Origin of the sequence: Arcicella lustrica (genome assembly GCF_034930985.1) — a bacterium.
In the GTDB taxonomy this organism is placed as follows: Bacteria; Bacteroidota; Bacteroidia; order Cytophagales; family Spirosomataceae; genus Arcicella; species Arcicella lustrica.
Genome location: NZ_JAYGIM010000012.1, coordinates 199,990 through 221,463, shown reverse-complemented (window position 1 = coordinate 221,463; position 21,474 = coordinate 199,990). Strand labels below are relative to the sequence as shown.

The following is a 21,474-nucleotide window of genomic DNA, read 5'->3' as shown; positions in this document are numbered from 1 at the left end:
GATTAGGATTATCTCTATAATTACTTGTTGATTATCAAGTTCAACCTTAAAATACTTACCGTTTACTAAATTATGCTAAAAAAAATGGGTAACAAAATACTTCAGGTCGGTGATATACTGTTATCTTGCTAACAAAATAAATTTTACTACTATGCACAAAAAAATCATTTTACTCGTTGCCCTGTTAATTTTTGTAAAAACCAGTAGCGTTTTTGCACAAATTTCATTCGGTATCAAAGGTGGTGTAAACTTCTCTCAATTAAAAACTGATTTCGAAAGTCAGTCAGTCGGAGCGAATTTAAAACAAAGCTTAGATACCAAAACTGGTTATGTTGGTGGTGTATATTTCCGCTTCGGAAAAACGTTTTTTTTACAGCCAGAATTGATTTTCTCGGCTAAAGGAGGAAGCTTGAATCTATTAAAAAGTGGTTCATCCACTGATTATGAAACGGTAAAAATTGATTACACAAGCCTTGATGTACCATTGTTGATTGGTTACAAATTTGGGCCTCTTCGTGTAAATGCTGGTCCTGTAGCATCTTTTAAAGTATCAAACAGTATCAGTGACGACTTGAAAAATTATTCTAGCAACATTGGTGATTCGTTCAAAAATGCTTCTTATGGCTATCAAGCTGGCGGTGGTATTGACCTTGGTTCATTGTCTGTTGATTTACGTTATGAAGGAAGTCTTTCAGATATTTCTTCAGTGGTTGATTTATCAAAAAGTGTTAACTATAGCCAAAAAGGAAACCTTTGGCAAATGACTCTAGGCTATAAGATTTTTTAAGATTCTCAAATCACAACTTTATGAGTGCTGATTCCCATGCAAAAGCGTTTGGGAATCAGCACTCATTTTTTGTTTAATATTGTTAGAAGACTTTTGTTGTTTGATTTTCAAATTCATTCTTCATTCAATCAAGTGCTTTGATTACTTTTGTGCTGACAACACTCATTTCATAGCTAAACACTTGGAAAATACAAAACCAACCCCTTCCTTCCTACTACGCCAAAAGTTCCCTTTTGAACCTACTAATGGGCAAATTGACTTGTTTCAGAAAATGGATAAGTTTATTCCTAATCAGGATGATTTTGGTCCACTTTGTTTTTTGTTAAAAGGTTATGCGGGTACTGGTAAAACTACGGTTTTGAGTACCATCATGAAAGTATTGCCTAAATTTGGCTACAAGGCTATATTACTTGCTCCTACTGGTAGAGCGGCGAAGGTGATGAGTAATTACTCTAAAACCAAAGCATTGACGATTCATAAGAAGATTTATCGACAAGTTGCCAACCAATATACTGGTAGTTTAGAGTTTCAATTACAGAATAATTACGCTACCAAAACAATTTTTATCATTGATGAAGCCTCAATGATTTCGGATGATGCAGAATTTGGCACACCTGGATTATTGACAGATTTAATGAAATTCATTTTCTCGCATCCTGAATTAGACTATAATTTCAATAAAGTAATTTTTGTAGGCGATACTGCTCAATTACCTCCTGTGGGCAAATTAATGTCGCCTGCTTTAGAAAAAGGTTATATGGAAAGTCAGTTTCATTTGGGAATAATGGAACAAGAATTAACAGAAGTAATGCGTCAAGATGCGGATTCTGGCATTTTGTTTAATGCGACGAATCTGAGAAATATTTTGAAAGACGAAAAACCTCAAATCAGTTTCAACACCAAAGGTTTTAAGGATTTCTTTAAAATGACTGGTGAAAAACTGGAAGATGGGCTAAACTATGCTTACCGAAAATTTGGCAGAGAAAATACCATCATTCTGACTCGTTCCAACAAAACGGCTGTTCAGTACAACCGATACATTCGTCAGCAAATATTTTCGATGGAAGATGAATTATCGGCTGGCGATTTGCTGATGATTGTCCGAAACAATTATCATTGGTTAGGCGAAGATTCTCCAGCGGGTTTTCTAGCAAATGGTGATTTCGTAGAAGTAATGAAAATCAGAGGTATCGAAGAGATGCACGGATTTAGGTTTGCGACACTTACGCTTCGTTTATTAGATTATGAAGAACATCCACATATCGAAGCCAAAGTAATGCTAAGTACGCTTTATACGAATACACCAGCGATGTCTAAAGATGAAAATAAAGCATTGTATGAATCCGTTTCAGCAGATTATGAGCATTTTGCCAGTAAGAAAATCAGGAATGAGGAAATCAGAAAAGACCCTTATTTGAATGCACTTCAAGTAAAATTTGCGTATGCACTTACTTGCCATAAATCACAAGGTGGACAATGGAATGCCGTTTTTGTAGAACAAGGTTATTTAACCGACGAAAATATCAATGAAGATTTTATCAGATGGCTTTACACGGCTGTCACCCGTGCAACCCATGAAGTATTTTTATTGAATTTCCATGCAGATTTTTTCGATTAAATTCATTTGTCTTCGCCTTCGTAAAAGTATTTTTTTAATACATAACGAATCGAATAATAGGAATTTATCATTGCCATGTGGATTTGCTTTCTATCCATCCACTCTAATTTTTCAATATCTTCCTCAAACTGAGGTTTCATTTTAGCGTCGTCAACTAATTCCATCGAATACCATTTTGTTTGTTTCAAAATGGCTTCGTTTTTATAAGTATAAGTATGGTATGTGGTACAGATTTTTTCTTCTAATCTAGCTTTTACGTTACATTCTTCTTCTACTTCACGCACGGCAGCTACTTTGAATGATTCCCCTTTATCAAGTTTACCTTTGGGCAAATCCCATTTTTTGAGGCGATACATCATCAACACTTTACCTTCTTCATTTCTCACTACTCCACCAGCGGCTCTAACCACTTTGTATTGAGATTTGATTTGCGTTTCTGTTGCATCTTTATTTTCTGAAACTAACGTTATCGATTGTAAGTTAGGAAGCTCTTCATTTTTTAAGAGAGAGAATAATCTAGAAATTGTCGGAGAAAGTACATTGATAATCAAAACATGACCATGCAAACTATTGGCTTTAATGGCTTCTAACTGAGCATCTATCAAGTGATCAAATTCTGTTGAAGTAAGTGCTTGGGCTTTCTTTTTCCCTATGACCTTAATTGGTCTTTCGTTAATGAAAATTATCATTTTTAGTTGGATTGATCCTTAATGATTAGCTCGTAAATTAAAATCAAAATTTATATTTCATCGTAAAATTAAACTTTTGTTACGAAACATTACTGAGAGTTTTTAATTTTGCACACAGATTTAACAAAAACCCCAAAATGGCACAACGTACTCTTGCAGAAACAGTCGCTTCTATGTTACTTGAAGTTCAAGCTGTTCGACTTAGTCCAGACCAACCTTTCAAATGGGCATCAGGCTGGAATTCACCTATTTACTGTGATAATAGAATCACGCTTTCGTATCCTAAAGTGCGTACTGCTATCAAAAATGGGCTTGCATCAGCTGTGAAGGCGTATTGGAGTGATGTTGATATTATCGCTGGTGTAGCAACTGCTGGTATTCCACAAGGCGCATTAGTGGCTGATTGGTTAGAGCTTCCTTTCTGTTATGTTCGTCCTGAACCTAAAAAACATGGCATGGGAAACCAAATCGAAGGAAAAATTAAAGCTGGACAAAAAGTAGTTTTAATTGAAGATTTAGTTTCAACAGGTGGAAGTTCACTGAAAGCAGTTGATGCTTTGCGTGAAGCTGGCGCAAATGTTTTAGGAATGGTTTCTATTTTTACTTATGGTTTTGAGATTGCGGACAAAAATTTTGCAGAGAAAAACCTAAAAGTTTATACTTTAAGTAATTATGATACTTTGATTAAAGAAGCTGTTGCAAAAAACTATGTTTCTGAAAGTCAATTAATTACTTTACAAGAATGGAGACATAATCCTTCTGAATGGAAAGTATAATTCAGGTAAAAATTAGACAAAAACCAATCTAAACGAAAATTAGATTGGTTTTTTTATTCCCTAAAACTGACTTCCCAAAACCGATTACCGCACTGAAATCGCATACTTCTTTCCCGGTAAAGATTTTAATACTCCTTGAAATTCCAGATTCAATAACAGCGAAGATAATTTAGCGATATGAATTTGCGATTGCCAAGCAATTTCATCAATTTCCATCACCTGATTTTTATGAAGTAAAGCCATAATCTGACTTTCTTCTTCGGTGAAAGCACTTAAATCAAGCGTTTGTTTTGCAACTTGGTTTTTCTCGTGTCCAGCTAAATCCCAATTCAAAGTTTCTACTACATCCTGAATGCTGGTATAAATCTCAGCTTTTCTTTCTTTAATCAGTTTATTACAACCTTCTGAAAAAGATTTCCCTAATTGTCCTGGCACGGCAAAAACATCTCGATGATAGTTATTGGCATACTCTGCCGTAATCAACGCTCCACCTTTTGCAGCGGCTTCCACAACAATGGTAACATCTGCCATTCCAGCAATGATTCTATTTCTTTGAGGAAAAAATCTTGGGTCGGGCTGAGTTTCAAAGGTTTGTTCAGTGATAATTCCACCCGTTTCTTGCATTTGAATCGAAACGTTTTTATGCTGATAAGGATAAATCAAATCAATCCCACTTGCCATTACGCCCAATGTAGGAACAGCGTTTTTTAAACAAGCTTTATGAGCAATAATATCAATGCCATAAGCCAAACCACTTATCACCAAAGGGTTAAAAGGTTTTAAATCTTCAATGATTTCCTCAGTAACATTTTTACCGTATTCTGTAGATTGACGAGTGCCCACTATCGCTACCGTTTTAGTATTATTCAAATCGGCTTTGCCTTTATAATACAACAAAACAGGCGCATCATAAAGCTGTTTTAAACGATTAGGATAGTTTTTATCGGTATAAAACAACAATGCTACTTGCTGTTTTTCAGCTTCTTCAATAATTTTTGAAGCTTTATCAAGAACAGATTTATCTTGAAGATTTTGGGCTAATGTTTTCCCGATGTTGGGAATTTTAAGCAGTTTCGGAACAGGCGTTTTAAATACTTGTTCTGCTCCGCCACAATAACTGATAAGTTGACGAATAAGTACATCCCCAATTTTGGGAATTAATGTGAGCGCAATTTGATATTGCAGGTTTTCGGTAGAAGACATAAAAATAAGGTAGAATTGTAAGTGAAAAATATTTAAGCTTGAATAAAATTAGCTTTCGGGTGATTGAGTAACATCTTCTTTGTTTTCATCAATCGCATCACGAAGCTCTTGCATAAACTTTTTAATATCTGCTAATCTATCTATGATTGCTTGATTTTCTTGTTTTTTACGTTTTTTTGCTTCTAAAGCTCGCTTTGCTCCTTCAATCGTATAACCTTGTCCTTCTACCAAATCCACAATTTCTTCAAGGTGTTTAATGTCTTCCTGAGTATATTTCCTATCGCCAGAACGGTCACGCTTAGGATTGAGTGACGGAAATTGTTCTTCCCAAAAACGAAGTTTAGAAATGTTCATATCAAACATCTGAGCAACTTCTGAAATTGAATAATATCGTTTGGTTAGGCTAACACTTTCCATCAGGCAAAAAACAAAATAAGGATTTAAGAAACATAGCAAAGATAGATATTTTGTAGAATACTTGATATTTTAGTTTTGGATAGATTTATGAGAACCTTATTATTATTTCTTCTTCGTCAAATACTCTGGACCTAAAGTTTCTATCGTAAATTCATGTTTTGGATAAGTACGATAATAAGTATTGCTGATTTCTGTCGGATATTTTTTGAAAGAGACATATTTCAAAAAGTACTTCCTGATTTGGAAACTCATATTTAATATTTCACAAAACAACGTCGAAGGCTTTTTATAGCCAAAGGCTTCTCTTAATTTTTCAGTAATCAAAGCTGCAAAAACAGGTTTTACAGCAAATCTTAAAAAACTTGGAAACCAATTTGCTACAATTTTTATCGTGGCATCAGCAATCACTTTATTACTTTCTGCATAGCGAAAATGCTTTTGTTCATACTCCTCTGCAAAGTTTTTTAATGCTTCAAAATCCTCAGGAATATCAGTTAAATTCATTCTTTGCGCTACTTCTTTGAAAAAGATAAACAAGGCTAATTTTTCACCTTCACTCATTTTTCGCCAGCCATTTACTTCCATCCAATTAATTGGATAAAAAACGAATGTAGAAAGTACCAGTAAATAATCTTCATTCGCAATTCGATAATTCCCATGAATTTTATTCATTTGGTCAATCGCTCTTGTGCCTAATTCGCTATCATAACCAGCTTGCATAAATTGGGCAATCAAGATTCCAGTATCGTCATAACGCTTTTGTCCTCTTTTTACAAACTCGCCAGTTTTTTGTAAAAGTCCCGAAATACTTGGACTAGCATAAGTATGGAACAATGCCAATTCTAAAGACCGCACCATATCAAAAGGAAATTCATAAGCTGTCATCAAATATACTATTCGCTGATGGTCGGTGATGGGATTGAGCGAAGCGATTTCTTGTTGAATTTCAGGATTACGAAAAATAAAGGCTTTTTTGGCGTACTTTTTCATGGAGGAATGGTTTTGAGTGATAAAGTTTAAGTTCAAAAGTAAAAGGAAGAAAAGTAAAACGAGTTCTCAACTCGTAAAAATACATACAATTGTTTGGACGAGTTGGAAACTCTTTCAACGGAAGTATTAATTCATTACCATAAAAACTTCATTTTTTATGTATCCTCTCATTTTCTCTTGTTTTACTAACATTCTCCAAGACTATTCACTAATTTTGCGGTTAATTTAAAAAATGCTGTCGAGCGATTGTGTTTCGACTTTCCAAATTCCGATTTTATAATGACTTCCAAAGAAATACGTCAACAGTTTTTAGATTTCTTCAAATCAAAAGGTCACTTAATTGTTCCTTCAGCTCCACTTGTTGCTAAAAACGACCCAACCTTGATGTTCAATAACTCAGGGATGGCACAGTTCAAAGATTTTTTCTTAGGTAATGGCACGCCTCCTTCAAAACGTATTGCCGATACGCAAAAATGTTTGCGTGTGTCGGGTAAACACAACGACCTTGAAGACGTTGGTTTCGATACGTACCACCACACCATGTTTGAAATGTTGGGCAACTGGTCTTTTGGCGATTACTTCAAAAAAGAAGCCTTGGCATGGTCTTGGGAATTGCTTACAGAAGTATATAAATTACCCAAAGAAAGAATCTATGTTTCTGTTTTTCAGGGAGATGAAAAAGACGGCGTGCCTTTCGATAAAGAAGCTTGGGATATTTGGGCAGCTATGGTGGGCGAAGACCGTATTATTTTGGGAAACAAAAAAGATAATTTCTGGGAAATGGGTGATACTGGACCTTGTGGTCCATGTTCTGAAATCCACATCGACTTACGTGATGCGGAAGAAGTAGCCAAAAAATCTGGAAAAGAATTAGTCAACGCCGACCACCCACAAGTGGTTGAAATCTGGAACAACGTATTCATGCAGTTTGAACGCATGGCAGATGGTTCTTTGGTTTCATTGCCTGCCAAACACGTAGATACTGGTATGGGTTTTGAACGTTTGTGTATGGCGATTCAAGGCAAACAATCGAATTATGATACTGACGTTTTCTCTAATACCATCAATTTTGTAGCTGCAAAAGCGGGTAAAAAGTATGGTGAAGGCAAATGGGAAGATATTGCACTTCGTGTAATTGCTGACCATATTCGTGCGATTGCTTTTGCAATTGCCGACGGACAGTTACCTTCAAACAACAAAGCGGGTTATGTAATTCGTAGAATTTTGCGTCGTGCAGTGCGTTATGGATATACTTATTTAGGTTTCCGTGAGCCGTTTATGCACAGCATTATTCCATTGTTGGCTGAACAATTTGATGGCGTTTTTCCTGAATTAGTCGCTCAACAAGAATTTGTGGAAAGAGTAATATTGGAAGAAGAAAATTCTTTCTTGCGTACTTTGGAAACAGGTTTGACAAGATTGGATAAAATCATTGCTGAAACTGAGAAAAACGGAAGAATTGCAGGAGAAATCGTTTTTGAATTGAATGATACTTTCGGTTTTCCTTCTGATTTAACAGCTTTGATTGCTCGTGAAAATGGGCTATCAATTGACGAAGAAGGTTATAAAATTGCACTTCAAGCGCAAAAAGACCGTTCACGTAAGGATTCATCTAAAGAAGCAACCGACTGGACAATTGTTTCTGATGAAGATTTCGACTTTGAATTTGTAGGTTACGACGAAACAGAAACGTCGGCAAGCCTTATCAAATACCGTAAAGTAAAAACCAAAGCAGGAAGCGAGTATCATATTGTATTAGATAAAACGCCTTTCTACGCAGAAATGGGTGGACAAGTTGGCGACTCTGGTGTATTAGTTTTAGGAGATTTATCTATTAAAATTTCGGATACTAAAAAGGAAAACGATTTGTTTATTCATATTTCCACGGATAAGAATTTCGAGAAATTTGTTGAACAATACGCTACCAACAAAACTTTAGTAGCCAAAATTGATACAGCACGCAGAAGTAAAATTACTTCAAACCATACCGCAACGCACTTGATGCTTTCGGCAATGCGTGAAGTATTGGGTTCGCATATTTCGCAAAAAGGTTCTTACCAAAACGAAGACCTTACTCGTTTCGACTTCTCGCACTTCTCGAAAGTTACAGACGAAGAATTAGGCAAAATCGAAGACATCGTTAATGCCAAAATCAGAGCAAATATTGCTTTAGACGAAAAACGTAATGTACCTATCCAAGAAGCCATTGCCGCAGGTGCAACAGCTACTTTTGGAGAAAAATATGGCGACTTTGTCCGTGTAATTACTTTCGACCCGAATTTCTCAGTAGAACTTTGCGGTGGTACACATTTGCCTTCGACAGGACAAATTGGTTTGTTTAAATTCGTAGCAGAAAGTTCTGTTTCGGCTGGCGTTCGTCGTGTAGAAGCTTACACAGGCGAAAATGCTTTGGCAATGTTTGAAGAACAATTGGCGATTGTGAATGAATTGAAAGGTTTGTTCAAAGGTCAAGCAGACGTAATAAAAGCAGTAAAAACTTTGTTGGAAGAAAAAGCCATTTTAAGCAAAAAAATTGAAGCTTTTGAATCTGAAAAATTACAAGCCATCAAAGAAACTTTATTAACGAAAGTACAAGCAGTTGGTGAAGTTAACGTAATTGCTGAAGTAGTTTCTGTGCCAAATGCTGATGCCTTGAAACAATTGGCGTATGAATTAAAAGCTAAAATTGATAATTTGTATTGCGTATTGGGTGCGGAAGTAGCTGGCAAACCGCAATTAGCAGTAATGATAGCTGATAATTTGGTAGCTGATAAAGGCTTAAATGCTGGACAAATAATCCGTGATATGGCTAAAGAAGTAAAAGGCGGCGGCGGTGGTCAGCCTTTCTTTGCAACGGCTGGTGGTTCTGATGTTTCAGGATTAGCGAAGGCGATTGAGAAAGGAAAAAGTGCGGTTTAGTTGCGAACTTTGAGCCTTGAGTTATGAGCTTTTTTATTTCTTAAAAAATAGTTATTAATAAGCTAAAAGACCTGTGAGGAAAAACCTCGCAGGTCTTTGTGTTAAATGAATTACAAAAAACAAATATTATCTCAAGCATCGAAAGAAGCCATTCAGTTAATGAATGATTTAGGGAAAGACCGCAAACCTTTCCTTTTCATCATTGACTATGAGATGAAAAAGCCGATAGTTTTGCCACTTGAGGAAGTTGAAAAAGAGGATATTTTATACAAAGTTGGCAACAAAAGTAATTTCAATCCAGAAAAAGAATTACTTGAAAAACCTTTCTATTTAGAAAAATATCCGATTAGTTTTCAAGAATACCAACAGTCGTTCGACATCGTAAAACGCCATTTAATTCGTGGAAATAGTTTTTTGGTAAACCTTACCAAGCCCACTCCTATTAAAGTAAATTTGAGTTTAAAAGAGATTTTTGAACGTAGTTCGGCTCAATATCAATTGTACTTCAAAAATCAATTTGTACTTTTTTCTCCTGAAATTTTTGTTAAAATCAAGGACGGAATCATTTCTTCACATCCTATGAAAGGTACAATTTCGGCAACAATTTCCAATGCTGAATCGGAGATTTTGAATAATAAAAAAGAACTTGCAGAACACGCTACTATCGTCGATTTAATCAGAAATGACATCAGCATGGTGGCAGAAAAAGTTTGGGTTGAACGTTTTAGATATATTAGTAAAGTACAAACTTCAGAAGGCGATTTATTACAAGTAAGTTCTGAAATTTGCGGGAAATTGCCTGAGAATTTCAATAAGCAAATCGGCACTTTATTGTTCAAATTATTGCCAGCAGGTTCTATTTGTGGTGCGCCTAAAGCTCAGACCTTAGCCATTATTGAAGAAGCTGAAAACTATAAACGAGGGTATTATACAGGCGTTTTTGGTATTTTTGATGGTGAAAATTTAGACAGTTCAGTTATGATTCGTTTTATCGAAAAAACGGAAAACAATTCACTTATCTTTAAAAGTGGTGGTGGAATTACAGTTTTTTCAGACGAACAATCTGAGTATCAAGAAATGATTGATAAAGTATATCTTACTTCAAAATAAATCGAGTCGTATCTGTAAAACACATGACTTTTTAGTGGAAATTAGAGTAAGGTCAATAGTTAAAATCGCAGCGACAAACCACTCATAATTCATCACTCAAAACTCATAATTCACAAGCTTGTGTGGCAATCCGGAATTTATACTTTATTAGAAAAGCATCAAATTAGTTTTGAAATAAAAACTTTTGATTCTCCTTTTGAAATCATTTATTTACCTGATTATCAATTGCATTTACATTTTATTTCACTTGAAATTTTTCAAAATGCAACAATTCCTCTCAATTTCTTCAAAGATTTTTCTGAAAAAATTCAGTCTCAACAACAAAGAATTATTCATCTTTGGGAAGATGTTTATGCCCAAAATTCAGCTTTAGTGAATGCCAGAATTTTGGCTTTGTGTGGACATTCTAAACGGCTAAATGCCAGACATTGCTTTGTAGAAAGAATTGATAATCCGACGGCAGAAGTATTTTTGAATGAAAATCATTTGCAGGCTTCAGTGAAATCTAAATTCAAATATGGTTTATTTTTGAAAGCTCAGTACCTTGAAAAATTTATAGATTCGGCACTGATTCAAGAGAAAAATAAGCCTTTATTAATTGCTGTGGCTACTTTTAGTGCAGGACGAGCGATGAAATACGGCGAGCGTGCAGGTACTCGTTCTTATGAATTATTGCGTTTTGCAACATTAAAAAACCATCATGTAGTTGGTGGAATGGACAAGCTTTTAAAGGCTTTTTCTAATGAACATCAGCCCGACGATGTGATGTCTTATGCTGATAGAGATTGGTCTGACGGACGAAGTTATGAAACTTTGGGTTTTCAGAAAATAGAAAATACTTCTCCCCAAAATTTTATGGTCAACAAGCAGACCTTTGAAAGATTAAACATTAATCAATCTGAAGGTTTGAAAGAACAAAGTTTTATTCAGATATTTAATGCCGGAAGTATCAAATATATAAAGCTTCTTCATGATAAAGAAATGGCTAAAAATTAGCTCTTTTCAAAACCTAAGTATAAAATGATAGATAGAGTTCATGAGCAAGTGATGGCTCAATACGGTGAACAATTACGAGTAAGAGTATGCGGTATTTGTGTTCAAGACGATAAAATTTTAATGATAAAACATCAAGGCGTTGTTGAGAATGCAGCCTTTTGGTGTCCGCCAGGTGGTGGTTTACAATTTGGAGAGAATGCAGCAGAAGGTATAAAAAGAGAGTTTTTAGAAGAAACGCATACAGAAATCTCTATAGAAAACTTTATGTTTGTCAGTGAGTTTATTGATGCACCATTACATGCAATTGAATTGTTTTTCAGGGTAAATCTTGAAAAAGGGAATGTCAAAAAAGGCACTGACCCAGAATTGGAAGAGCAAATTATCCAAGAAGTAAAATGGATGAGCTTTGAGGAAATCAAAGCAAAACCAGTTCGTGAAGTACACAGAGTTTTCTCTTTTTGTAATTCTTTGGAAGAGCTTTTGAATACAAAAGGAATGATTTAGTGCGGTTGGGAAGACAATTTTCTTATTTGATGAATTTTAACAATTTAACCAATTAATTCATGAAAAAGCTATCCCTCGAATTCAAATGGGCAATTGTATTTGTTGCTATGTCTTTGATATGGATGTTACTCGAAAAGCTCGCTGGCTTGCACAGTACTCATATTGACAAACACGCTACTTATACAAATTTTATCGCCATTCCTGCCATCACCGTATATGTCTTTGCTTTGTTGGAAAAAAAGAACAAGTTTTATCATGGTTCTATGACTTATCTGCAAGGCTTTATTTCTGGTACAATTATCAGTGTAATCATTGCGATTTTGAGTCCATTAACCCAAATTATTACTACAGAAATTATCACGCCTGAGTTTTTTCCAAATGCCATTAACTATTCAGTAAGTGCTGGTTTGATGAGACAGGTGGAAGCAGAACAATACTTTAGTTTAGAGAATTATATCAAAGAAGGATTAATCGGTGCTTTATTTATGGGAATTATTACAACGGCTATTGTAGCAATTTTTACCAGAGGAAAGAAATGAAAGTTGATGAGTTTAGAGTTTATGAGTAAAGTGATGTCCTAGATTTCTCTTAAAAATTGGTTTTCGATATTTTAAACACTAAATCCACTCAGATTTGAGTGGATTTAGTGTTTTTTTTACTCTATTCGTTCACAACAAAGTCCCATCTGGCTTAATATCTCAACGATGTGGTTTGAAGGAAAGTTATGACCTTGAACCCTTAAAATATTGTCGCAATCTTCAAGGTCAAAGTTTATTTTAAGATGAGGATAAAAGCCCTTGAGTAAGTTTAATACTTCGTCCGATGTTTGCTTGTTGCTTACATTCGTTTTGAATATTTCTATTACTATTTCTGTCATCCTAGCCTATCAATTTTATTTATCTACTTGGTTTAACCAGGTTTTTATTACCTTCTTCAAAGCCATTTCTTTGTTATTTGCTTCCTCTAAAGTCATAAATTTAGCAATCTTTCTGGCATCTGTAAATTTTCCTTCCAAAAATCCTGATGTATCATTTATTGTTGCTCCCGTCGGGAAAACCAATAATACACAGTCATTTTTATAAAGATTGAACACAACAATATCCCTTTTATATTCTTTTGGATCAAAAGGTTTCATTGCTCCAGTATAATAGAAACTTGGTGAATTCCATTTGATTTGTTCTGCAATCTCTTCATCGGCAGAAAGTACAATTTTTCTTAATGCTTGAACAACATTCTTCAATGGATGATTCAACGCTTCAAAATATTCTGTCACTTGCTCTTCCTCAGAAAGTTTAGGTTTCTTTGCCATGATTGCTTAAAGTTCTATCAATGAATTCATTTTTTCACTGCTTTTTTAAGGTTTTCTTCTACTCTGAAAGCAACAACTCTTTTAATAAATTCAAGCGGTAAAGGTTTATCAAGGGGAAATTGCACCGCTCCTTTTGAAAACTTATAATGAACCATTTCTTCAGGAAATGCTGTAATGCCTGATGGAGCTGGGTAAAAACCAATATGATTTTTATATGCAGCAAAATGCACCAAGTTTCCTTTTAAATAAAAAGTGGGCATGGCATAACTTATTTTTTCTGTAGCTTCTGGAACAGCATTGCTTATCGTCTCACGGATTTGCCTTAAAAGTACTTGCGTTTCATCAGGAAAATCGGCAATGTATTCATCAATATTATTTACAACTTTCATTGCTAAGTATCAATAATTAAGATTGTGAGTTTTGTAATTTATGATAGCTAAAATATGACACCAATAAAACAGCCATCACTATAACAGGAACTAAAAGCATAGCATTAAATCCATCAACTGCCCATAAACTAATGGTTGCAAAAATAATATCAAATACAAAACCTGCATAAGCCCATTCTTTAAGTACTTTGGGAATCTGTGGAATAATCAAAGCTAGTGACCCTATTATTTTAAAGATGTTCAAAGCCATTCCGAAATATTGAGGATAACCTAAATGTCTTGTACCCTCTTTTGCCATCTCAGTGTGGCCAGTCAATGCTGGCATTACACCCATAAATAAGAAAATCAATGAAGTACTAATCCAGAAAGTAATTTTAGTCGTTTTCATGTTTATTAGTTTTAAGTTTATTTTTTTGGTAATGTAATAGCCATTGATTGCCAAATTTATCAGTTAAATCGCCAAATAAAGCTCCCCAAAAACTTAGCGCAATTGGATGTGTTTGCTTTCCTCCTTCTGAGAGTTTCTGATAACAATCTTCAATCTCAGTTTCGCTTTCGCAATGTAATAATAATGAAATGGTATTGCCTTTTATCAAACCTTCGTCGCCAAGCATATCGGTTCCCATAATGAGTAAGCCTTTTCTGCTTAAACTAGCATGAAGTACGCAGGCTTTCATTTGCTTGGGCATTTTATCGGCATCAGGATGTTCAGCGAGTGTTTGCATAGAAAGTTTTCCTCCTAAACATTGCTGATAAAAGTGCATAGCTTCACGACAATTTCCGTTAAAATTCAAATATGCACTGATAGTTGACATCTAAGATAAGTAAGAGTTTTGAATTATGAGCGATTCTTCGCTACGATTTAAAACATTGATATACTTCTGTTTATGCGTTCAATAATGTTTCGATATCAAGTTTTCGCATTTTCATGATTGCTTGCATAGCTCGTCCTCCTTTTTCGGGATTACTCATAAGTTTACCTATTATTGAAGGTACAACTTGCCATGATACTCCAAATTTATCTTTCAGCCAACCGCACATACTTTCGGCGCCGCCTTCTGTAAGTTTATACCAATAATGGTCTATTTCCGCTTGTGTTTCACAACTAATCATCAAAGAAACTCCTTCATTGAAAGTATATTCATGTACTCCAGGACCATCCATCGCAATTAAAGGTTGTTGACTCAACTGAAATTCTGAATACATTACTTTACCTGCATGGTCTCCACCATCTGGATACAGAATCAGTAAATCTGTTGTTGAATCACCAAAAATACTTGTATAATGCCTGATTGCCTCCTCGGCTTTACCAAATTGATTACTGGTGAATAACATCGATGGTCTTATTTTCTGCTCAGTTCCACCGTCGTTGGCGATACTGATTTGCCATGTTACGCCAAATTTATCTTGTAACCAGCCATATCTTTCACTCCAAGGATAAGTATCAATAGGCATTAATGCTTTTCCTCCATCAATCAATTTATCCCATATTTCGTTCACTTCGTCGTGGCTCCCACAAGTAACAAAAAATGAAATAGACGGATTAATCTTGAACATCGGTCCACCATTTAGTCCCATAAATTTTGTTCCATTCAATTCAAAAGTGACAACCATCGGGTTTTCTGATGTGATTTTGCTACTTTTAAAAACAGCACCATAAAATGTTGCAGCTTCTTTGGCTTGTCCGTCAAACCACAAGCATGAAGTAATAGCGTTTGTGTACATGATTATGAAATTGGATTAGTTTTGTTCTACGTACTTTTTAAAATTATCAAGAATTGCTTGCCAACCACCTCTTTGTAGTTCAAGAGAATTCTGTTGCTCTGGGTCAAAAGTTTCTGTTACTTTTACACCATTGGCTGTTTGTTCAAATTGTACGCTTACTTCTCTGCCATCTTCCAAAATATATTCTACAATCGCCAAGTCTTCTATCTTGGTATAAATCCATTCAAAATCAAAAGAAAAACTTCCATCTTTAGCAGCCATAACGGTTTTACTTTTTCCGCCTTCTCTGAAATCATTTTCAGCCGCAGGTGCATGCCAATCGTCTGAAGCAAAACACCAATGAATGATGTGCGCTGGGCCATTAAATTGCTCCCATACTTTTTCGAGCGGAGCATTTATTAAAACTTCTACGGTAATCTTGGTCTTTGTTACACTTTCCATAATGTTAGGTTTTTTTAATGAATTATTGATGATACAAATGTGCAAAAGCTTTTTCTAAATTAACGATGTAAAAACGACAAATGAAGGGTAATTTACGACAAAGTATTTTTCTATATTTGTACTATGAAAAAAGTGGCAATTCTAATTCCTGAGCATTCAACTATCCATGTGGTAGCTATTTCACGGTTTATGTTTGAAACTGTGAATCAGTTCCTTATCAATTCGGGTAAAGAAAAACTGTTTGATATTAAATTGGTCGGACAACAAAAGCAAATGCAAATCATTGATGGACCTTTTGTGGTTTCACCTGACTTACTTATCAATGAGGTTGACGATACAGATTTAATCATTATTCCACCAATGGCTGGCAATATGCAAGAAGGTATTTCGGCTAATAAAAGTACTATTGATTGGATTATCAGCCAACATCAAAAAGGTTCGGAAGTAGCTTCTCTTTGTGTTGGGGCATTTTTGTTGGCATCAACGGGTTTGGTGAATGGCAAAAAATGTTCGACTCATTGGGGATTTAATGATGAATTTAGAACGATGTTTCCAGAAGTGATTTTACAAGATGGAAAAATTGTAACGGATGAAGATGGGATTTATTCAAGTGGTGGAGCTAACTCTTGTTGGAATTTATTGCTATATCTTATCGAAAAATATGTTGACCGTGAAACGGCAATTCTTACTTCAAAGTATTTTGCCATTGATATTGACCGCACCAGTCAATCATCATTTGCGATGTTCAAAGGACAAAAAGAACATAAGGATGATGCCATCCGAAAAATTCAAGTATATATTGAAAGTAACATTGAAGAAAAATTTACCGTAGAAGATCTTGCTGAAAAAGTTGCTTTGGGCAGAAGAAGTTTTGAACGTCGATTCAAATTAGCGACTAATAATTCGGTATTAGAATACATTCAAAGAGTAAAAATTGAAGCTGCCAAACGAAGTATTGAAAGTAGTCGAAAAAATATTAACGAAGTAATGTTTGATGTTGGTTATACCGACACGAAGGCATTCAGAACTACTTTCAAAAAAATAACAGGACTTAGCCCAGTTGAATATAAAAATAAGTATAATAAAATTGCAACCGATTAAGGTTTGAAATAGTTAGAAAGGCACTCATCCTTTCTAACTATCCCTTTTGCTTTTATCGCTTTTCAATGCTCGTTGGCATAATTAACGATGTTTCGAATTACTTCATCTAACTCTTCTGTTGCTTGAAATAATAAATCTATATAATAGTCTTTTTCTTCACTACTTATCTCAGCATCTGTCTTTAACAAATGGCAAATTCCTAAAATATTAGCAACTGGTTTTCTTACTCCGTGCGACTGTTGCCAAGCAATTGCTTTAAGTCGATTCAATTGATCAAGAATTTGTTTTTCATGTTGTACTCTTTGAGTGACATCTTGAATAATCGTTAGCACATGGCGTTTATCGCCCAATTCAAAGCTATTTAAACTCACTTCAACAATGATTTCTGTACCGTCTTTTCTGATAGCAGGTGTAAATCTGTTTGCACCCATTTTATAAGGCACTGGGTTATTCAAATAGTTTTTTTGATAATGTACATGATTGTCATGATATCTATCTGGAATCAACATTTTGATATTTTTGTCCTTTAGCTCTTCAAAGGTATAGCCAAAAACACTTTCAGCTTCAGGATTCGACAAAACGATATTCATGTTTTCATCCACAATTAGCATTGATGTTGGGGCTGCTTCAACAATACTTCTAAATTTTGATTCACTTTCTTTTAATAAAATTTCCGCTTTCTTTTTATCGGTAATATTCAAAGCAAAAAGCGAAATACCAAGTAGTTCACCATTGCGTTTATAAACAGGAAACATTCGGGACTGAAACCAATATTTTTCATTATTGCCATCTACCATCATTACTTCTATTTCATAATTATTGCCTTTGATGGCATTGGCAAAAGAAGTAAAAAATGTTTCGGATTGTTCTTCGTAAATAAAGTCTCTGAAATCAGCGCCAATCTTGAGTTCTTTATTCGTATTGGTAAAAATCCTATCCCTAGCAGGTTTATTGAATTGTAAAATTTTGTAATCAACACTTAGGAGTAAAATAGATTCGGTATTATTTTCAATAATTGCTTGAAAAGTCTCCACCATGTTTTCTAATTCCAACTCCATTCTTTTCTGCTCATCTATATTTTTAGCCATCAAAGTAACACCTAAAAAAACACCTTCAGCATTATAAGTAGGATTCATCGTGAATTCTACCCATATTGAACCCAGTGCAGATTTGGTTTCGTTTTGAATAACGACTTTTCCTCCTTTAGATGCCTTTTCGAAATTAGTTAAATACAAATCCTTGTGGGCATCTAGCACATAATCTCTGTAGTCATGTCCAACCACAATTTCTTTGTTCAAATAAATCTGTAAAACTTTTTTAATTACTTTGTTAAAGGCTAATACTTTATGTTCGGGAGATATTAAAACAATACTTTCAGGAGAATTGTCCAATATCACTTTCAATGCCTCAGCTATATACAAAGATTGTTCATATCTATCCATAACTACATAATTAAGATCAAGACCAAAACCATTAATTAAAACTAATCCAAATGGCTATATACTCCAAATTAAATTGTAATTCTTTATTTTTTTGATTGTGAGAAAAATATTTTTGATAAAATTCCTTCACTCCTCCTGAGTATCATTTCAATACTCGAATGAATCAATTCGATACTCACGAGCATCATTTTAATACTCGAATGAATCAATTCGATACTCACGAGCATCATTTTAATGCTCGAATGAATCCATTTGATACTCACGAGCATCGTTTTAATGCTCGAATGAATCCATTTGATACTCACGAGCATCGTTTTAATACTCGAATGAATCAATTCGATACTCATGAGCATTATTTTAATACTCGAATGAATCAATTCGATACTCACGAGCATCGTTTTAATGCCCAAAAAAAAGATTCAAGGTTTAAACCTTGTCTCCAAAGCTCAAATCTTGAATCTCTAAATTTTCACAAGACAAATTTTATATCTTTCGTCTTACATCTTGCCTCTTGCTTCTTACTTCTTAAAGTCTTCAAATCCTTAAGTCCTCCATCTAATTACAATAATCACGAATAGCTGCATAAGCCGCTGTGAAACCTAGTTCACCAGCTTTACTTAAATCATTACAACCATCAGTATCACCCAAAGAATGACGAATAATTCCTCTTACATAATACGCTTCAGAATATTTCGGATTCAAAGTAATGGCATTATTACAATCTTGAATCGCACCTCTTTGGTCACCCATCTGAGATTTCACCATACCACGAGTAAAGTACGCTTCTGCATAAGTAGGATTTAATGCAATTGCCTTGTTATAGTCTTCAATAGCAGCTTTGGCATCACCAGACTTTGCTTTCGCCAAACCTCTGTTATAATATACTTCCGAACGCTGTGCAGTAATTTCAGACATTTTCAAACGTTCTTGCACATTGTTACGAAGCTCATCTAAAATCACTTTAGTAATCGCTCCAGTATAAACTACTTTCGTATTTTCTGTATTTCCGATAGCGATTGCTTTGTTATAATCTTCAATGGCACTCTTTGTATTACCTAATCTACTTTTTGCAAATCCACGACCATAATATGCACTTGCACTTTCAGGGTCTTGAGTAAGCGCTTGGTCGAAATCAGCTAAAGCACCTTGAAAATCTTCTAATTGACATTTACTAAAGCCTCTGTAATACAAAGATTCAGCATCTTCTGGCACCAATTCCAATGATTTACTATAATCGGCAATAGCACCTTTATAGTCGTTCATTTTCATTTTGCTATAAGCTCTTCCAGAATATGAACTAGCTCTTTTCGGGCTAATTTCAATGGCTCTGTTAAAGTCTTCCAAACTTCCTTTATAATCTTCTATTTTTTGTTTAATCGTTCCACGAGAAGAAAGCCCTTGAGCATTATCAGGCGTTAAATCAAGGGTTTTATTAAAATCCGAAAGCGCACCTTTGTAGTTTTCTAATTTAGCTTTACTGATTCCACGGATAAAATAAGCATTAGCATCAACAGGATTCAAATCAATGCTTCTATTATAATCTTGCAAAGCACCTTTGTGGTCATCTTGACGAGCTTTACTTTGCCCTCTACCACTATAAGCCTCCGCATATTTTGGGTTCAATTCAATTGCTTTATCAAAATCGTTGATAGCACCACGATTATCTTTCAAATTGGCTTTGGTCACACCACGGTCATAATAGGCAACAGCATCATCTGGTTTAAGGGCAATTGCTTGTGAAAAATAGCTTTGAGCCATCGCATGGTTACCAAGACGACTTTGTGTAACGCCCAAATCCATTAACTCTTGGAAAGTCTGACCCTGTGAATAACTAAAGTGGCTAATTAGCAAAAAAGCTAAGGATAAGAAAAGTAAACTCTTTTTCATAAGTAAAAACGATAAACAATTTATAATGGGTGATTTTAAGCCCACAATATTACAAATTTACTGTCAGTTTTTTTAGGCTTAATGCCTATTAGTTCAAATTTGTAATATCGAAAAATTAAATTGGGCTAAAAAGATGAAGCAAATATTAAATCAATTGTCCAATGCCAAAAGTGATGACGAATAAAAGAGTCGTTAATGCCATTACTTTCAAGAAAGGGTCGATTTGTGCAGGTGTTTTTCCTTTGGCTAAACCTTTACAAATTCTGATTAGCAAAGGAACTGTCACTACAAAAAGCCAGTTCAACCAAAGTAAATTAAAGTTCTGGTCGCCAGTACCAACATTCAGATGAAGGTCAGTGTTTTTATAACTTAAGTTGATATTAAATTCAGAGTGTTCTTTTAAGGTAATAATCGTTTCATAAATTACCGTACACAAAAAACCTATTCCTAATAAAAACCAATGATAAATTACAGCTTTATCTTTCCCTAAACGAACAGGAATAGAGTTTTTACCCGTTTTAGTATCTGATTCTATATCACGAATATTATTAATATTCAATACTCCAACGGCAAATAAACCGCATGAAGTAGCAGGCAATACATTCAGCCAAACAAACTCATGAGCAAACAAATAATAAGTACCCAATACACCAACCCAACCAAAGAAAATCAATACAGAAATATCGCCCAAACCCATGTAACCGTAAGGTCTTTTACCAACGGTATAAGTAATGGAAGCAATAATGGCAAGGATTCCTAAACCAAAGAAAGTAAGTATTGCCTGAGTTGAAGTATCTTTCAGTCCTTCATAAATCAACCAAGAACCTGTAATAAAAGACAAAACAGCCATGACAATCATCGCTCTAGTCATTTGCTCACGAGTAATTGCTCCTGTTTGAACGGCACGAGTGGCAACGGTTCTTTCAGCAGTATCTACACCGCTGACAGTATCGCCATAATCGTTAGCGAAATTAGAAAGTACTTGCAAGAAAATGGTTGTAAGAACGGCTAAAGTGAAGGTAGTCCAAGAGAAAGCATGCGCACCAGCGGCTAAGAAACTTCCCATGAAAATACTTGAAAGGGCAAGCGGTAAAGTACGTGGTCTGGCAGCAGAAATCCAGTGTTTCATAATGGTTATAAATAATTGTAAGAACCTCACCCCCAACCCCTC

General features: G+C 34.9%; 22 protein-coding genes. 9 read left to right on the top strand and 13 right to left on the bottom strand.

The genetic code is table 11. The features are described from left to right. The first annotated feature begins 151 nt into the window (after positions 1-151). Entirely contained in the window at positions 152-787 is a 636-nt protein-coding gene (locus VB798_RS16515) for a porin family protein (protein WP_323260297.1), read from the top strand. Between the two features lie 181 nt (positions 788-968). Then, positions 969-2,405, top strand: coding sequence for an ATP-dependent DNA helicase (locus tag VB798_RS16510; RefSeq protein ID WP_323260296.1), 1,437 nt, complete (start codon positions 969-971; stop codon positions 2,403-2,405). Between the two features lie 2 nt (positions 2,406-2,407). On the opposite strand, the gene VB798_RS16505 is transcribed toward VB798_RS16510, so the two are convergent. Next, positions 2,408-3,094, bottom strand: a complete 687-nt coding sequence (locus VB798_RS16505; RefSeq protein WP_323260294.1) for an NUDIX hydrolase — start codon at positions 3,092-3,094, stop codon at positions 2,408-2,410. A gap of 137 nt (positions 3,095-3,231) precedes the next feature. Here VB798_RS16505 and pyrE point away from each other — a divergent pair, with 137 nt between their 5' ends. Next, the gene (gene pyrE / locus VB798_RS16500) at positions 3,232-3,870 is read left to right on the top strand and encodes an orotate phosphoribosyltransferase (RefSeq protein ID WP_323260292.1); all 639 of its coding nucleotides are present in this window, start codon (positions 3,232-3,234) and stop codon (positions 3,868-3,870) included. An 84-nt stretch (positions 3,871-3,954) separates the two neighbouring features. On the opposite strand, the gene dprA is transcribed toward pyrE, so the two are convergent. The 3 genes from dprA to VB798_RS16485 form a co-directional block, all read right to left on the bottom strand. After that, positions 3,955-5,073 carry a DNA-processing protein DprA gene (gene dprA, locus VB798_RS16495; protein ID WP_323260290.1) on the bottom strand — a complete coding sequence of 373 codons (1,119 nt, stop codon included), beginning with the start codon at positions 5,071-5,073 and terminating at the stop codon, positions 3,955-3,957. Between the two features lie 48 nt (positions 5,074-5,121). Continuing rightward, positions 5,122-5,490, bottom strand: a complete 369-nt coding sequence (locus tag VB798_RS16490) for a MerR family transcriptional regulator (RefSeq protein ID WP_323260289.1) — start codon at positions 5,488-5,490, stop codon at positions 5,122-5,124. 102 nt (positions 5,491-5,592) lie between these two features. Then, the gene (locus tag VB798_RS16485; RefSeq protein ID WP_323260287.1) at positions 5,593-6,480 is read right to left on the bottom strand and encodes an oxygenase MpaB family protein; all 888 of its coding nucleotides are present in this window, start codon (positions 6,478-6,480) and stop codon (positions 5,593-5,595) included. Between the two features lie 279 nt (positions 6,481-6,759). Between VB798_RS16485 and alaS the strand changes: the two genes are divergently transcribed. The 5 genes from alaS (at position 6,760) to VB798_RS16460 (ending at position 12,548) form a co-directional block, all read left to right on the top strand. Further along, a complete protein-coding gene (gene alaS, locus VB798_RS16480; RefSeq protein WP_323260285.1) occupies positions 6,760-9,399 on the top strand; it encodes an alanine--tRNA ligase in 2,640 nt (879 codons plus the stop codon). Between the two features lie 105 nt (positions 9,400-9,504). After that, positions 9,505-10,509 carry an aminodeoxychorismate synthase component I gene (locus VB798_RS16475; protein ID WP_323260283.1) on the top strand — a complete coding sequence of 335 codons (1,005 nt, stop codon included), beginning with the start codon at positions 9,505-9,507 and terminating at the stop codon, positions 10,507-10,509. A 120-nt stretch (positions 10,510-10,629) separates the two neighbouring features. After that, entirely contained in the window at positions 10,630-11,505 is an 876-nt protein-coding gene (locus VB798_RS16470; protein WP_323260281.1) for a hypothetical protein, read from the top strand. Between the two features lie 24 nt (positions 11,506-11,529). Beyond that, complete coding sequence (locus VB798_RS16465) at positions 11,530-12,009, top strand: NUDIX domain-containing protein (protein ID WP_323260279.1); 480 nt, start codon at positions 11,530-11,532, stop codon at positions 12,007-12,009. Positions 12,010-12,068: 59 nt separating this feature from the next. After that, on the top strand, positions 12,069-12,548 hold the full coding sequence (locus VB798_RS16460; RefSeq protein WP_323260277.1) for a DUF4199 domain-containing protein: 480 nt from the start codon (positions 12,069-12,071) through the stop codon (positions 12,546-12,548). Between the two features lie 353 nt (positions 12,549-12,901). Here VB798_RS16460 and VB798_RS16455 read toward each other — a convergent pair whose 3' ends face one another. The 6 genes from VB798_RS16455 to VB798_RS16430 form a co-directional block, all read right to left on the bottom strand. Beyond that, the gene (locus VB798_RS16455) at positions 12,902-13,318 is read right to left on the bottom strand and encodes a DUF1801 domain-containing protein (RefSeq protein WP_323260275.1); all 417 of its coding nucleotides are present in this window, start codon (positions 13,316-13,318) and stop codon (positions 12,902-12,904) included. A gap of 26 nt (positions 13,319-13,344) precedes the next feature. Continuing rightward, positions 13,345-13,707, bottom strand: a complete 363-nt coding sequence (locus VB798_RS16450; protein WP_323260273.1) for an iron chaperone — start codon at positions 13,705-13,707, stop codon at positions 13,345-13,347. 16 nt (positions 13,708-13,723) lie between these two features. Then, positions 13,724-14,095 (bottom strand): DoxX family protein, encoded by a 372-nt coding sequence (locus VB798_RS16445; RefSeq protein WP_323260271.1) that lies wholly within the window; start codon positions 14,093-14,095, stop codon positions 13,724-13,726. Further along, positions 14,082-14,522: a VOC family protein gene (locus tag VB798_RS16440; protein WP_323260269.1), complete on the bottom strand. Its 441-nt coding sequence runs from the start codon at positions 14,520-14,522 to the stop codon at positions 14,082-14,084. Before VB798_RS16440 ends, VB798_RS16445 begins: the two co-directional genes overlap by 14 nt. A gap of 70 nt (positions 14,523-14,592) precedes the next feature. Next, positions 14,593-15,432 (bottom strand): VOC family protein, encoded by an 840-nt coding sequence (locus VB798_RS16435; RefSeq protein ID WP_323260267.1) that lies wholly within the window; start codon positions 15,430-15,432, stop codon positions 14,593-14,595. 15 nt (positions 15,433-15,447) lie between these two features. Next, on the bottom strand, positions 15,448-15,873 hold the full coding sequence (locus VB798_RS16430; RefSeq protein ID WP_323260265.1) for an SRPBCC domain-containing protein: 426 nt from the start codon (positions 15,871-15,873) through the stop codon (positions 15,448-15,450). A 123-nt stretch (positions 15,874-15,996) separates the two neighbouring features. Here VB798_RS16430 and VB798_RS16425 point away from each other — a divergent pair, with 123 nt between their 5' ends. Beyond that, positions 15,997-16,974 (top strand): GlxA family transcriptional regulator, encoded by a 978-nt coding sequence (locus tag VB798_RS16425; RefSeq protein WP_323260263.1) that lies wholly within the window; start codon positions 15,997-15,999, stop codon positions 16,972-16,974. A 62-nt stretch (positions 16,975-17,036) separates the two neighbouring features. Here VB798_RS16425 and VB798_RS16420 read toward each other — a convergent pair whose 3' ends face one another. The 3 genes from VB798_RS16420 to VB798_RS16410 form a co-directional block, all read right to left on the bottom strand. Beyond that, on the bottom strand, positions 17,037-18,416 hold the full coding sequence (locus VB798_RS16420; RefSeq protein ID WP_323260261.1) for a PAS domain S-box protein: 1,380 nt from the start codon (positions 18,414-18,416) through the stop codon (positions 17,037-17,039). Positions 18,417-18,971: 555 nt separating this feature from the next. Next, positions 18,972-20,303: a tetratricopeptide repeat protein gene (locus VB798_RS16415; protein ID WP_323260259.1), complete on the bottom strand. Its 1,332-nt coding sequence runs from the start codon at positions 20,301-20,303 to the stop codon at positions 18,972-18,974. A gap of 145 nt (positions 20,304-20,448) precedes the next feature. After that, entirely contained in the window at positions 20,449-21,432 is a 984-nt protein-coding gene (locus VB798_RS16410) for a 1,4-dihydroxy-2-naphthoate polyprenyltransferase (RefSeq protein WP_323260257.1), read from the bottom strand. Between the last annotated feature and the right edge of the window lie 42 nt (positions 21,433-21,474).